At 68.1% G+C, this 14,823-nt stretch carries 8 protein-coding genes; 2 read left to right on the top strand and 6 right to left on the bottom strand.

What is annotated here, in order from left to right:
* Together DFR39_RS19890 and DFR39_RS20405 are read left to right on the top strand one after the other, a co-directional pair.
* Positions 1-4,798, top strand: a 4,798-nt coding sequence (locus DFR39_RS19890) for a beta strand repeat-containing protein (protein ID WP_162849561.1), incomplete at its 5' end; no start/stop codon positions are given.
* A gap of 75 nt (positions 4,799-4,873) precedes the next feature.
* The gene (locus DFR39_RS20405) at positions 4,874-5,353 is read left to right on the top strand and encodes an acyltransferase (RefSeq protein ID WP_133604905.1); all 480 of its coding nucleotides are present in this window, start codon (positions 4,874-4,876) and stop codon (positions 5,351-5,353) included.
* A gap of 12 nt (positions 5,354-5,365) precedes the next feature.
* Here DFR39_RS20405 and DFR39_RS16435 read toward each other — a convergent pair whose 3' ends face one another.
* The 6 genes from DFR39_RS16435 to DFR39_RS16410 all read right to left on the bottom strand — a co-directional run bounded on the left by DFR39_RS16435 (position 5,366) and on the right by DFR39_RS16410 (position 14,814).
* Entirely contained in the window at positions 5,366-7,432 is a 2,067-nt protein-coding gene (locus DFR39_RS16435; RefSeq protein WP_133604904.1) for a dipeptidyl-peptidase 5, read from the bottom strand.
* Between the two features lie 64 nt (positions 7,433-7,496).
* On the bottom strand, positions 7,497-8,621 hold the full coding sequence (locus DFR39_RS16430) for a DegT/DnrJ/EryC1/StrS family aminotransferase (RefSeq protein WP_133604902.1): 1,125 nt from the start codon (positions 8,619-8,621) through the stop codon (positions 7,497-7,499).
* Positions 8,618-9,607: a WxcM-like domain-containing protein gene (locus DFR39_RS16425; RefSeq protein WP_133604900.1), complete on the bottom strand. Its 990-nt coding sequence runs from the start codon at positions 9,605-9,607 to the stop codon at positions 8,618-8,620. Before DFR39_RS16425 ends, DFR39_RS16430 begins: the two co-directional genes overlap by 4 nt.
* 105 nt (positions 9,608-9,712) lie before the next feature.
* Positions 9,713-11,137 (bottom strand): TolC family protein, encoded by a 1,425-nt coding sequence (locus DFR39_RS16420; RefSeq protein ID WP_133604898.1) that lies wholly within the window; start codon positions 11,135-11,137, stop codon positions 9,713-9,715.
* Between the two features lie 104 nt (positions 11,138-11,241).
* Positions 11,242-12,444: an HlyD family type I secretion periplasmic adaptor subunit gene (locus DFR39_RS16415; RefSeq protein WP_133604896.1), complete on the bottom strand. Its 1,203-nt coding sequence runs from the start codon at positions 12,442-12,444 to the stop codon at positions 11,242-11,244.
* A gap of 12 nt (positions 12,445-12,456) precedes the next feature.
* Entirely contained in the window at positions 12,457-14,814 is a 2,358-nt protein-coding gene (locus DFR39_RS16410) for a type I secretion system permease/ATPase (protein WP_246030874.1), read from the bottom strand.
* Positions 14,815-14,823 lie beyond the last annotated feature (9 nt).

Raw genomic sequence — 14,823 nt, 5'->3', positions numbered from 1 at the left:
CGCCCTGACGACGACCCAGGTCGCGAACCTGACCACGACCCAGGTCAACGGCCTGAACAGTGATGACCTCAACGCCCTGACCACCGACCAGGTCAAGGCCCTGACCACGGCTCAAGTGGCCGCCATCGGCACCACCCAGTTGTCCAAGATGACCACGGACGATGTGGAGGCGCTGTCCACCAACGCCGTGCGTGCGCTGAACTCCGACCAGGTCAAGGCGCTCACCACCGATCAGGTCGTGGCCCTGAGCACCGACCAGGCCAAGGCCCTGACCACCACCCAAGTCGCCGGTCTGACGACCACCCAGGTCGCTGCGATGCAGAGCGATGACCTCAACGCGCTCAACACCGCCGCCCTGCGCGGTCTGAGCACCACCCAGCTGGCCGCGCTGAACTCCGACCAGATCGGCGCCCTGACGACGACCCAGGTCGCGAACCTGACCACGACCCAGGTCAACGGCCTGAACAGTGATGACCTCAACGCCCTGACCACCGACCAGGTCAAGGCCCTGACCACCGCTCAAGTGGCTGCCATCGGTACCACCCAGCTGTCCAAGATGACCACGGACGATGTGGAGGCCCTGTCCACCAATGCCGTCCGCGCGCTCAACTCGGACCAGGTCAAGGCGCTCACCACCGACCAGGTCGTGGCCCTGAGCACCGACCAGGCCAAAGCCCTGACCACCACCCAAGTAGCCGGCCTGACCACCACCCAGGTCGCTGCGATGCAGAGCGATGACCTCAACGCGCTCAACACCGCCGCCCTGCGCGGTCTGAGCACCACCCAGCTGGCGGCACTCAACTCCGACCAGATTGCCGCCCTGACCACGACCCAGGTCACGGCCCTGAGCACGACCCAGATCAATGGTCTGAACAGCGACGACCTCAACGCCCTGACCACCGACCAGGTCAAGGCCCTGACCACGGCTCAAGTGGCCGCCATCGGCACCAGCCAGCTGTCCAAGATGACCACGGACGATGTGGAGGCTCTGTCCACCAATGCCGTGCGTGCGCTCAACTCCGACCAGGTCAAGGCCCTCACCACCGACCAGATCGTGGCCCTCAGCACCGAGCAGGCTCGTGCCATGAACACCACCCAGGTGGCCGGTCTCACCACGGCCCAGGTCGCAGCGATGCAGAGCGATGACCTGAACGCGCTCAACACCGCCGCCCTGCGCGGTCTGAGCACCACCCAGCTGGCGGCCCTCAACTCCGACCAGATCGGCGCTCTGACCACGACCCAGGTCACGGCTCTGAGCACGACCCAGATCAATGGTCTGAACAGTGATGACCTCAACGCCCTGAACACCGACCAGGTCAAGGCCCTGACCACCGCTCAAGTGGCCGCCATCGGCACCACCCAGCTGTCCAAGATGACCACGGACGATGTGGAGGCCCTGTCCACCAACGCCGTGCGCGCGCTCAACTCCGACCAGGTCAAGGCGCTCACCACCGACCAGATCGTTGCGCTGAGCACCGACCAGGCCAAGGCCCTGACCACCACCCAGGTGGCTGGCCTGACCACAGCCCAAGTCGCCGCTATGCAGAGCGACGATGTGGCAGCGCTCAACACCGCGGCCCTGCGCGGTCTGAGCACCACCCAGCTGGCCGCGCTCAACTCCGACCAGATCGGGGCGCTCAGCACCGCTCAGGTGAGTGCGCTGACGACCACTCAGATCAACGGGCTCAACAGCGATGACCTCAATGCCCTGAGCACCGCCCAGGTGGCCGTGCTGAGCTCGGCACAGGCCAGTGCCATCGGCACCACACAGATCTCCAAGATGACGACGGACGACGTCGCGGCGCTGTCCACCGCTGCGGTCCGCGCATTGAGCACCGATCAGGTCCGTGCCCTGACCACGGATCAGATGGGCGCTCTGAGCACGGCGCAAGTCATCGCCCTGAACACAGCGCAGATCAACAACCTGAGCAGCGATGGCCTCAATGCCCTGAACACCGACCAGGTCAAGGCCCTGACGACCGCTCAAGTGGCGGCCATCGGCACCACCCAGCTGTCCAAGATGACCACGGATGATGTGGAGGCCCTCTCCACGGCCGCCGTCCGTGCGCTGAACTCCGACCAGGTCAAGGCCCTCACCACCGACCAGGTCGTGGCCCTCACCACCGACCAGGCCAAGGCCCTCACCACCACCCAGATCGCCGGTCTGACCACCACCCAGGTCGCCGCGATGCAGAGCGACGACCTCAATGCGCTCAATACCGCGGCCCTGCGCGGCCTGAACACCACCCAGCTGGCGGCGCTGAACTCCGCCCAGATTGGCGCCTTGACCACGACCCAGGTGGCCGCCCTGAGCACGACCCAGATCAATGGTCTGAACAGCGATGACCTCAACGCCCTGAACACCGACCAGGTCAAGGCCCTGACGACCGCTCAAGTGGCCGCCATCGGCACCACCCAGCTGTCCAAGATGACCACGGACGATGTGGAGGCCCTGTCCACCAATGCCGTCCGCGCGCTCAACTCGGACCAGGTCAAGGCGCTCACCACCGACCAGGTCGTGGCGCTGAGCACCGACCAGGCCAAGGCTCTGACCACCACCCAGGTGGCTGGTCTCACCACGGCCCAGGTCGCCGCCATGCAGAGCGACGATGTGGCAGCGCTCAACACCGCCGCCCTGCGCGGTCTGAGCACCACCCAGCTGGCCGCGCTGAACTCCGACCAGATCGGGGCGCTGAGCACCGCTCAGGTGAGTGCGCTGACGACCACCCAGATCAACGGCCTGAACAGCGATGATCTGAACGCCCTGAACACCGATCAGATCAAGGCACTCACCACCGCCCAGGTGGCCGCCATCGGCACCACCCAGCTGGCGGCCATGACGACCAACGATGTGGAGGCGCTCACGACCAGCGCGATCCGTGCGCTGAACTCCGATCAGATCAAGGCCCTGACCACCGACCAGATCATCGCCCTGAGCACCGATCAGGCCCGGGCCCTGGGAACCACCCAGATCGCCGGCATGACCACTACCCAGCTGAGCAAGCTGGAAAGCGACGATCTGCGCGCGCTGACTACCAACGTCATCAATGCCATGACGACGACGCAGTTCGCGGCCCTGACCTCGGATCAGGTGCTGTCGCTGCAGCCCTCGCAAATGCCTGGCGTCAACTCCGCCCAGATCGCCGGCATGGGCTCGGACGACTTCAAGGCCTTCAACACGGATCAGGTGGCGGCCCTGACCTCCACGCAAATTGCGGGGGTGACCACCCAGCAGTTCGCGGCCATGGAGACCGATGATCTGCAAGCACTGAATGTGTTTGCCTTCCGCTCAATCAACACCACGCAGCTGGCGGCATTCAACTCGGATCAGATCCAGGCGCTGACGAATCTGCAGGTTCAGGCTTTGACGACCACGCAACTGGGCGGCATGCAAAGCGACGATCTGCAGGCCCTGACCACCAGTCAGGTGGCCCTGCTGAACTCGATGCAGCTGGCGGCTCTGAACACCACCCAGATCAGCCAACTGGAGACCAGCGATGTCGCAGCCATCTCCGCAAACGCCTTCCGAGGCCTCAGCAGCGATGATCTGAAAGCCTTCACCAGCGACCAGATTGCCGCCCTCAGCACCACGCAGATTGCTGCCATGAGCAGCGCTCAGGTGGTGGGCATCGATGTGGCCGATGTCGACAACATCAGCACCGATGTGCTGTCCGCGCTCAACACCAGTGCGCTACGTGCTCTCACCACCGCCCAGGTCCAGGCCTTCACCACCGACCAAAGCGCTGTGCTGACCACGGCCCAGGTGGCGGCCTTCAACACGGACCAGGTCAAGGCGCTGCAGACCGACGATATCCAGGCCTTCAGCACCACGCAGATCGCTGCGCTGAGCTCCACGCAGATCGCCGCGCTGTCCACCTCGCAGCTGCGCGCCTTCTCGTCGGATGACATCACGGCGCTGACTACGGCCCAGGTCGCCGGACTGAACACGGACCATATCCGCAGCCTGACCACGGATCAGCTGCCCGGCCTGGAGACGAGCGATATCGCGAAGATGAACATGAGCCAGGTCCTGGCCTTCACGACCGATCAGCTCACCGCCATGACCACCGATCAGTCCAACGCACTGTGGCTGGCCACACCCATCGTGCTGGACCTGGACGGCAATGGCATCAACACCCTGGCTGCTGCCGAGGGCGTCAATTTCGACCTCCTGGGCAACGGACAGACACATCGTTGGGGCTGGGTGGGTGGCAACGACGGTCTGCTGGTCATGGATCGCAATGGCGACGGTGTCATCAACGACGGCCGCGAACTCTTCGGTGCCGGTACGCTGCTGGCCGATGGCAAGCAGGGAGCCGATGGCTTCACCGCCATGCGTCAGGAGGACAGCAACCAGGACGGCAAGCTGGATGCAAACGACCACAGCTTCAAGGACCTCAGGGTCTGGGTCGACGCCGACCGTGACGGGCAAACCGACGATGGCGAGCTCAAGAGCCTGCTGGACCTGGGCATCGTCGAATTCAAGCTCGACGCCGCCGCGGGCACCGAGCTCGACAACGGCAACCTGCTGGGTCTGGTGTCCGAGTACCGCAAGGCCGATGGCAGCAGCCATGCGCTGACCGATGTCTGGTTTGCACGTGATGATGCGGCACCGGCAGCGGCAACGCCGCCCGCGCTCGACGAGGTGCTGGCGGCCCCGGCGGGACAAGTGCTGCATGATGTGGAGCCACCGGCCACGGTCACCGTCGCAGCCTCCGGCCCGTCTGTTCAGCTGCCCCCGCTGCTGATTGCCAAGCGTCCCGAGGACGATGACAAGTCGGGCACGCCCCTGATCTGACGCAGCACCGCTCGATAGCCGCAAGGCTTGATGACGCCTCGCCTTGAGCGTGGCGTCTTGTTTTATGCTGCCGCCATGAACGAAACCCCGCCCCGCATCCATCCCCTGTCCGATGTGCAGAGCACCCAGATCGGCCCGGGCACCACGGTCTGGCAGTTCTGCGTGGTGCTGGCCGGTGCGCGCATAGGCCGCGACTGCAATATCAATGCGCAGTGCCTGATCGAAAACGATGTGGAGCTGGGTGACCGGGTCACGGTCAAGAGCGGGGTGCAGCTCTGGGACGGGCTGAGCGTGGAGGACGATGTCTTCATCGGCCCCAACGTCGCGTTCACGAACGACAAGTACCCGCGCTCCAAGCAATACCCGGAGGCCTTCCAGCGCACCCGCATCGGCCGCGGTGCCTCCATAGGCGCCAACGCCACCATCCTGGGCGGCGTGCAGATCGGCGCGGGCGCCATGATTGGCGCGGGCAGCGTGGTCACGCGCGACGTGCCCGCCGGCGAGCTCTGGCTGGGCAACCCGGCCCGGCCGCGCGGACCGGCGCCGCGCACCTGAGAGGCTGGCGACTCAGCCGCGGCGACGCGCGGCCGGCGCTTCCCAGCGCTGCACCCAGTCCAGAAACTCGCGGTACCAGAGCACCGAGTTGCGCGGCTTCAGCACCCAGTGGTTCTCGTCCGGGAACCACAGCAAACGGGCCGGCACGCCGCGGGCCTTGAGCGTGTTGTAGTAGGCCAGGCCGTTGCAATCCGGCACGCGGTAGTCCTGGGCGCCGTGGATCACCAGGGTGGGCGTGCACATGGCGTGGGCGAAGGCATGCGGACTCTGGGCCAGCACGCGCGGCATGTCCTCCCAGTAGCGGGCCTTGAGATCGCGCGGGCGCTGCATATAGGAGTCCGCGCTGAAGGTGGCGATGCGGTCAAAGACCCCGGCATGGCAGACATAGCTGCGGTAGCGCCCGGGCGCTGCATGCCCATTGAGCCAGGCCACCAGAAAGCCGCCGTAGCTGCCACCCGTGGCCGAGAGCCGCCGCGCATCGGCCCAGGGCTGGGCCAGCAGCCAGTCGCTGGCCGCCTCGATGTCCTGACTCTCCAACTGACCCTGGCGTCCCATGATGCTGTCGCGGAAGGCAAAGCCGAAGCCGCTGGAGCCGTGGTAATTCACCTGGGCCACCACATGGCCGCGCGCGGCCAGCACATGAGGGTTCCAGCGGTAGCTGAAGGTATCGCCCGCGGCCGCGAAAGGGCCGCCGTGGATCACATGAAAGATGGGGTGGCGGCGCCGCGGACTGAAGTCCACCGGCAGGATCAGCCACATCTGCACCGCGTCGCCCTGCGCGCCCTCGAACCAGACCTCGCGCAGCTCGCCCAGGCGGCGCTTGGCCAGCAGCTCATCGTTGAATTGCTCCAGGCGCCGCGGCGCCTCGCCGGCCTGCAGCGCATGCAGACGCACCGGATGCTGGGCGCTGTCGCTGGCGCTCACGAGCTGCGCCCCATCCGGCCCGCCCACATCGAAGCCCTGCACCCAGCCGCCCGCCTGCAGCACGCGGCAGTCGCCCGAGACCAGATCCAGTCGCCAGAGGTGGCAGCGCCCGCGCTGCTGGGCCGTGAACAGCAGGGCGCGGTCGCCCTCGGCCCAGCGTGGCGCACCCGTGTCCAGATCCCAGTCCTCGGCGCCCAGCAGCTGCCAGCCCAGGCAGCGGTGGTAGGCATCGAAGCGCAGCAGGGCCGGGCGGGCCAGGGCCTTGTCGCTCTGACCCACATGGGCCAGGGTGAAGGCCAGCGAGCGACCGTCCCGGCTGTAGCAGGGCGCAGCGGCATCCCAGGCCGGGTCCTTGAGCAGAGGCTGGCAGCGCCGGCTGCGCAGATCCATCTCACTCAGGGCCCAGGCTTGGCCGCCGCGCTGAACCTCGGCGGGGTCGTGAACAAAGGCCAGGCGCCGGCCGTCGGGGCTGATGTCGTAGTCGCCCGCACCGCCGTTGCTGCGCGGCAGCTCCAGGTCCGTGCCCTCGAAGAGATCGCGCAGCCGGCCGCTGGCGATGTCCAGATGCCAGAGGTGCAGCACCCGGCCCATGGGAATGTTGTGATCCCAGTGGCGGTAGAACACCTCCTCGGTGCTGTAGCCCGTTTCCTTGCGCGCGGTCCAGCGCTTGTGCTCGCGCTGCTGCGCGGCGGCCCCGCGCAAGCCGGGCCAGACCCAGGCACTGAAGATCAGCCCCGTGCCGTCCGGCAGCCATCTGAAGCTCTCGATGCCGGGCCCGAAGTCGCTCAGGCGCCGGGCCTCGCCGCCATCGGGCGCGATCAGGTAGAGCTGGGGCCGCGCATCCTTCTCGCCCTGCTGCTCGCGCCGGGCGAGGAAGGCGATGGCATCGCCGCGGGGCGACCAGGCGGGCTGGCCGTCGCGCTCGCCGCAAACGGTCAGGGCACGCGGCGCCCGCTCGCCGCTGCAGTCCATCAGCCAGAGGCTGTTGTGGCGGCGCTCCAGCGTGCCGCGGCTCAGGCTGCAGACCAGCTGGCGACCATCGGGCGAGAGCGAGGGCGTCCCCAGCCGTTCCAGGGACCAGAGGTCCTCGGCGCTCAGGGGCGGCAGCTCGGGTGGGGTAGCTTTTTTTCTGCGGGAAGGAGCGGCTTGCGGCATGGCCGCAGTGTCGCAAATCTGCAGGGCGCATCGGGCGAGCAGCGCCCCGCCCCGGCCGCCGACCTCAGACGCTGGCGCGCACCGCCGCGATCAGCTGCTCCACCTGGGCCTCGCTCATGCCCGGCCACAGGGGCAGGCTCAGCACCTCGCGGTGGATGGCCTCGGCGATGGGGAAGTCGCCCGGTCCGTAACCCAGCTCGGCATAGGCCGGCTGCAGATGCGGCGCCACCGGGTAGTGGATCAGGGTGCCGATGCCGCGCTGGGCCAGACGGGCCTGCAGGCCGTCGCGGTCGGCATGGCGCACCACGAAGAGATGCCAGGCCGGATCGGCCCAGTCGGGCACATGGGGCAGTTGCAGGTCCAGGCCGGCCAGGCCCTCCAGCAGGCGCGCGGCGATCTGGCGGCGCTCCTCGGTGGCCGGGTCCAGGGCCGGCAGCTTGGCGCTCAGCACGGCGGCCTGGATCTCGTCCAGGCGCGAGTTGAAGCCCTTGATCTCGTTGTGATACTTGATGCGCGATCCGTAGTTGCGCAGCACCTTGATGCGCTCGATCAGGGCCGCGTCGCCCGTGCTCACGCCGCCACCGTCGCCCATGGCACCCAGGTTCTTGCCGGGGTAGAAGCTCCAGGCCGAGACATCGGCCAGGCCGCCCACACGGCGCCCCTTGTAGCGCGCAGCATGGGCCTGGGCGCAGTCGTCCAGCACCTTGAGGCCGTGGCGGGCGGCCAGGGCCATCAAGGCGTCCATATCGGCCGGCTGGCCGTAGAGATGCACCGGCAGCAGCACGCGGGTGGCGGGCGTGATGGCGGCTTCCACCCGGGCCGGGTCCAGATTGAAGGTGGCCGGGTCAGGCTCCACCGGCACCGGCCTCGCGCCGCACTGGCTCACCGCCAGCCAGGTGGCGATATAGGTGTTGGAGGGCACGATGACCTCGTCGCCCGGCCCCACGCCCAGGGCCAGCAGGGCGAGGTGCAGCGCATCCAAGCCATTGGCCACGCCCGCGGCATGGGGCACGCCGCAGTAGTCGGCCCAGGCGCTCTCGAAGGCGCTCAGCTCCTTGCCCAGCAGAAACCAGCCGCTGCCGGCCACGCGGGCCAGGGCGGCGTCGATCTCGGGCTTGGAGCGCTGGTAGATGGGCTGCAGGTCCAGGAACGGCAGGGTGATGGGGGTGGTCGCAGGGGTGGCGCTCATGCCGGGCTCCCGGGCTGGCCGGCGCGCACGGCGGCCAGGAAATCGTCGTAGTTGCGGATGTAGTCCTCGGCCTCGTAGCGGTGCGAGGCCAGCACCAGCAGCACCGCATCGGGCGAGAACTGGTACTGGATGCCCCAGACCATGGGCGGGATGTGCAGGCCCAACTGGGGGCTGTCCAGCGTGATCTGATCGCGGCGTTCGCCGTCGTCCAGCACGATGCCCAGCGAGCCTTTCACGCAGACCAGGAACTGGTGGCAGGCCCGGTGCGCATGCTCGCCGCGCACCTCGCGGCTGGGCACGTCATAGACCATGAAGAAGCGCTCGGGCGTGAAGGGCAGATGAGCCCCCGTCTCGCCGAAGGACAGGGCGCCGCGCAGGTCCACGATCTTGGGCATGCGGTGCAGGCGGGCGCCCCGCACATGCAGCTCGGGCACGGCCTGGGCGCCCTGCCCCGCCTGGCTGGCGGTGATGCCCGCGCCGTGCAGGGGTACCTCGGGCGTGTCGGCATAGCCGGTGATATAGGCCGGGTTGCCCGCCACGATGGCATTGGGCGGCACATCGCGGGTGACCACGGCGCCGTCGCTGACCAGGGCGCCCGGGCCAATGGTCACGCCGGGGCGTATGGTGGCGCCGGACCCGATGCTGGCGCCCGCGCGCACGCGGGTCTGCACAAAGCGCTCGGGGCGCTGCTTGCTGCGCGGGAAGGGATCGTTGGAGAAGGTGACATTGGGGCCGACGAAGACGTCGTCCTCGATGCGCACGCCGTCCCAGAGCTGCACCCCGCTCTTGACCGTGACCCGGTCGCCCAGCACCACATCGTTCTCGATGAAGACATGGTCGCAGATGTTCGCGTCACGGCCGATGCGCGCACCCGGCAGCACATGGGCAAAGGCCCAGATGCGGCTGCCGGCGCCCACATGGGGCGTTTCCAGCAGGGCCATGGGGTGGACCGAGACGCCGTCGGGGGCGGTAACGCTATGGCTCATGGTGCTAGATGCGCTGTGAAACTGGGCGAACGATACCCCATGCCTCGGCGCCCTTCCCCGGGAAAAGCCGCCTATGCCAGGGACAGTTGCATGCGCTGCGCCGGCTCATTGCAGCGGCGTCAACACACCGCGCCCCATGGACCACAGCAAGGCCACGGCCTGCTGTCCATCGAACAAGGCGTTCACATGAGCCACCCGCAGGGAGTAGTAATCGGCCTCGGCGCCCATCACGTCAAACAGCGATCGGCGGCCCAGCTGCTGCCACTGTTGCAGCGTCGCCAACCTCACCCTTTCGCTATTGCGCAGGATCTCGCTGATGCGCCGGGCACGGTCGAAGGAGGACACGGCCGCCTCGTGCATATCGGCCATGCGGTAGCGACGGGCCTCGATGGCGTCCTCGCGCTGGAGACGAGCGGCCTCGGCCCGCTTCTGCGCGGCCGAGACGCTGGCCTCCATGCCCGGGTTGTAGAGCGGCACATTGAGGGTCACGCCCGCCACCCAGTCGCCGCCACGGTTCTGCCCCGTGGTGGCGCTGGAGCCCAGCTGCCAGCTGAGCTGCGGTTTGCGCGCCGCCTTCACGGATGCGGCGTAGCTGCTCTGCGCCTTGGCCTGGGCTTCCAGCTGGGCCACTTCGGCGGCCTCCAGCACATCCGACTGCATTTGGGCCAGCTCCGGCACCTGGGTCAGCAGGGCCGCGAAGCTGGCACTGGGGGGCAGCTCGTCGCCCACGAATCGACGCAAGCGGATCTCGGTCTGGCGCAGCGCGCTCTGGGTCTGTTCCACCGCCAGCTCGGCCTGCTGCTGGTTCTTGACGGCTTGCACCAGCTCACTGGCACGGCCCTTGTCCGCCTTGACGATGCTGTCCAGGGCCTCGACCAGACAGGCCATCTTGCGCACGTACTGTCCGTAGACCTGGATCTGCAACTGGTAGCGGCTGCGATCCATGGCCAGGGACACGGTCTGCAGGGCCAGCTGCTGCTCCATATTCATCAGGCCCAGGCGCGCCGCCTCGGCCAGCTGGCGGCGCCAGGCGGCCAGCTGTTCAATTCGGCCGGCGTCATAAAGCGGCGCCGTCATGCTCAGGCTCGCCCGACCTTGGGCGCCCTGACTCAGGGGCAAGCCGTCCTGCTTGCTGCCGATGTGCGACAGGCCGGCTCCCAGGTTCACCACCGGCAGGCGGGCCGCGCGAGCCTCTTCCCAGTCATCGCGGGCCGCCTGGGCCAGCAAGGTCACCGCACCGACCGACTGGCTGCGCTGCAAGGCCTGCCGCACCAGGCTCTGCAGCTGCATGCGGGGGTCAACACCTGACCCTTCGGCCAGCGAGGCCATCAAGGGCGTGCTGCCCTCATCGCCGCAGCGTGTGCCGCTGCCGCCCGCAGCACCGGTGGTGACGGCGGGCGCCTGCGCTTCGGCCCGGGCCTTGGCCAGCCGCTTGCCCGCATTGCCCTGGGCCGATGCCGGCAGGGCCAGCAGCAGGGCCAGCGCAGCCAGCAAGGGCTTTTTGCACACGATGATGGAGAGCTTCTGCATGATGGGCGTTACTACATCACAGCCCGGCGTTCACAAAGGCCTGAACAGCCTGCCCTCCCCGGCCCAAATTCCGCAAGCTTGGTCCCGAGGTCCGGCCGCAGGGCTCAGCGCTCGCGCATCGCCTCTTGCGCCTTGAGCAGAGGGCGGAACACATAGCTCAGCACCGAGCGTTCGCCCGTCCTGATTTCCACCGCAGCCGTCATGCCCGGGATCACCGGCAGGGCCTCGCCCTTGTAGCGCAGGGTATTGCTCTCGGCCCGCACCAGCACACGGTAGTAGCGCCCCTCGGCCGCGGGCTTGCCGTCCACCTCGGTCAGCGCGTCCGGGCTGATGTATTCGACCTTGCCCTCCAGGCCGCCATAAAGGTTGTAGTCATAGCCCGCCAGCTTGACCACGGCACGCTGTCCCAGACGCAGGAAGCCCACGTCCGAGGAGCGCGCGCGCGCCTCGACCAGCACACGCTCGCTCAGGGGCACGATTTCCATGATGGCAGCACCCGGCGTGATCACGCCACCCACCGTGTTGGCCCGAATGTTCTTGACCAGACCCTTGACGGGGGACTTGAGCACCGTGCGCGTCAGCGCGTCCTGGCGCACCACCATTTGCTCCTCCAGCAGAGCCAACTCACCTTGGACCCGCACCAACTCGCTGGCGGCTTCCTGGCGAAAGCGCGCCACCCGCTCGTTGCGCTGCTGTTCCAATTCGTTGATCTGGCGGTTGAGCCGCATGACCTCGACGTTAGACATCAGGCCCTTGGCCGACATGTCCTGTGCGATGCGCAACTCCCTACCCACCAGGCCGGCGCTGCGATTCAGGGCCGCCACGGCCTCGTCCTGCACGAGACGGCGAGCCTCGAAGGCCTCGGTCTCTGCCCGCATCATGCCTGGCTGGGCCCGCAGCGCATCTGGAAACTGCAAAGGCCGCCCGGAGGCCTCGGCGCTGAGCCGGGCCACCGTCGCCATCAGGGCCAGCCGCTTGATCACGCCTTCGTTCTGCGCCGACTCCACGCGGGTGGGATCGAGGCGCGCCAGATCCTGCCCCTGCTCCACCTGCTGGCCTTCGCGCACCAGCAACTCGCGCAGCGTGCCGATCTCCATGCTGGCAATCACCTGCTCGCGGGCCTCCGGCACGATGCGTCCATCGCTGCGCGTAACCTGGTCCACGCGCGCCAGGGCGGCCCAGACCACGGCCACGACCAGGGCCGCAAGCAGCAGATAGAGCACCCAAGTCACCCGGGGCAAGGGCTCGTCCACCTGGGCCCGCGCCACTGCACTCAAGAACAGGCCGTCGTCGCGCGACACACTCATGCTGCCATGTCCTCAGACCGAGGCCGAGCGCTGCACCGGCTGGGCGGCCGGGTGCATATGCAGATTGGAGGCGGCCGGCGCCTCGGGCGTGGCCGTCGGCGCCGCGGGGCGCACGCCTGAAAGCGCGGCCAGCACCTGGTCGCGCGGGCCATCCATCACCAGGCGGCCGGCATCCATGACCACGATGCGGGAGACCAGCTCCAGCACGGCCGGGCGGTGGGTCACCACCACCAGGGTGCAGTCACCCGCGGCGTCGCGCAGCTGGCGCAGGAAGGCCACCTCGGACTGGGCGTCCATGGAGCTGGTGGGCTCGTCCATCAGCAGAATCTTGGGGCGGGTCACCAGGGCGCGCGCCAGCGCCACCAGCTGGCGCTGCCCCCCCGACAGCAGGCTGCCCATCTCGCCCACGGGCAGGTCCCAACCCAGGGGATGGCCCGCGATCACCCGCTCCAGGCCGGTCAGCCGGGCCACCTCGACCAGACGGGCCGCGTCGATATGGGCACGGCCCATCAGCACGTTGTCGCGCAGGGTGCCGTGGAACAGGCGCGGCTCCTGGGAGACAAAGCCCACCCGGGCGCGAAACTCGGCAGGGTCCACCTGGCGCAGATCGATGCCGTCCACATCCACCAGGCCCTCGGTGGGCTGGTACAGGCCCGCCAGCAGGCGCAGCACGGTGGACTTCCCACTGCCGATGCGCCCCAGCACCGCGGTGCGCTCGCCCGGACGCAGCTTGAGTGTGACGCCCTTGAGCACCTTGGGCGCCGTGCCCTCGCCCACCATGGGATAGGCGAAGCCCACGTCCTGCAGGCCCATGGCGCCCTTGATCTGGTTCAGAGGCACATAGTTGCGGTCGGCGGCGCGCTCGGTCGGCTTGGACATCAGATCATCCAGGGCCAACAGGGCCGCACGCGCGCCCTGATAACGGGCGGCCAGGCTGACCACGCTGCCCAGGGGCGCAATCGCGCGCCCGGCAAACATCACGGCACCGATCAAGGCACCCGCAGTGACGGCGCCCGCCTCGATCAGATAGACGCCCCAGACCAGCATCACCAGGGTGATGGCCTGCTGCATGGTCATGGAGAGGTTGTTGCTCCAGCTGTGCATGTCGCGGGTGCGCAGAGCCGCGGCGGCGGCCATGGCCATGCTGTTCTCATAGGCGCGCAGAAAGCGGCCCTCGGCCCCCGAGGTTTTGAGGTCTTCCAGGCCCTCGATGGCCTCGACCAGGGTGCCTTGCAAATCGGCCGTCTCGGCCATATTGGCCCGCACGGCACGGCGCATATGCCCTTGGATCGCCAGGGTCAGGCCGATGATGACGGGAATCGCCAGCACCAGCACCCAGCCCAGCGGCCCGCCTACCACGAACGTCATGGCCACGAAGACGATGATGAAGGGCAGATCGGACACCACGGACATGCTGGCCGAGGTGAAGAAGTCCCGCACCACCTCGATCTGGGCCAGGGTGTGGGCGTAGGAGCCGGCCGAGGCGGGCCTATGCTCCATGCGCAGGCCCAGGGTCTGGCGAAAGAGCTTGGAGCCGATGATGAGGTCCGCCTTGCGCCCCGCCAGATCGATGAGATGGGAGCGCAGCTGACGGGCCAGGAGATCAAAGCCCAGCGCCAAGGCCGCGCCTATGGCCAGGGTCCAGAGCGTGACAAAGCTGAGATTAGGGATGACCTTGTCGTAGATCACCATGGTGACCATGCCCGACACCAGCATCAGCACATTGCTCAGCAGGGCCGCCACCATGGCCGCACGGTAGTAGGGAATGAAGCGCTTGAGCGTGCCCCACAGCCAGTGCTCACCCGGCGCACGCAGCAGCGGATCGGCGCGGCTGGAGGCGGCCGAACTCTCCTGCAAGGTGGCCAAGAGCACAAAGCCGCTGAACTCGGCCTCCAACTCCTCGGCCTGGGCCACGCAGACATTGCCTTCGCTGCCGGGGAACACCACCTCATAGCGCGGTCGACCGACCTCGCCCTCGGCCGCCGGCAGCCGACGCACCAGCACGCAGGCATCGCCCCCTTTGAGCAGCATCACGGCGGGCAGCAGCAGGGGGTTGAGATCGTCGATATTGCGCCGCACCAGGCCGGCGTTGTAGCCCGCCTCACGCATCAGACGCAGGGCCTGGTCGGGGGTGAGCGGCCCTTCGCTGGGCTGACCCGCCCGCAGGGACTCGGCCGAGCGGGCCCGGCCATGGTGCTGGGTCAGCCAGACCAGGGCTTGCAGCAGGGGATCGCCAATGTCTTCAGCCGGCTCCGCCACCTCCACGGGCGGCACAGCTTCGCCCCCGCCCTGCGCCGCCAGATAGAGATTGGGCGGCGAGGCCGGGCGCGGGGAGGCGCCGTCGAAGAAGGGGTCGTGTCGCTGTGTCACCGAAGGCTC

Source organism: Roseateles asaccharophilus (assembly GCF_004362405.1).
Lineage (GTDB): Bacteria > Pseudomonadota > Gammaproteobacteria > Burkholderiales > Burkholderiaceae_C > Kinneretia > Kinneretia asaccharophila.
The sequence above is the reverse complement of the archived record's forward strand: the minus strand, read 5'-3'. Positions and strand labels throughout refer to the sequence as shown.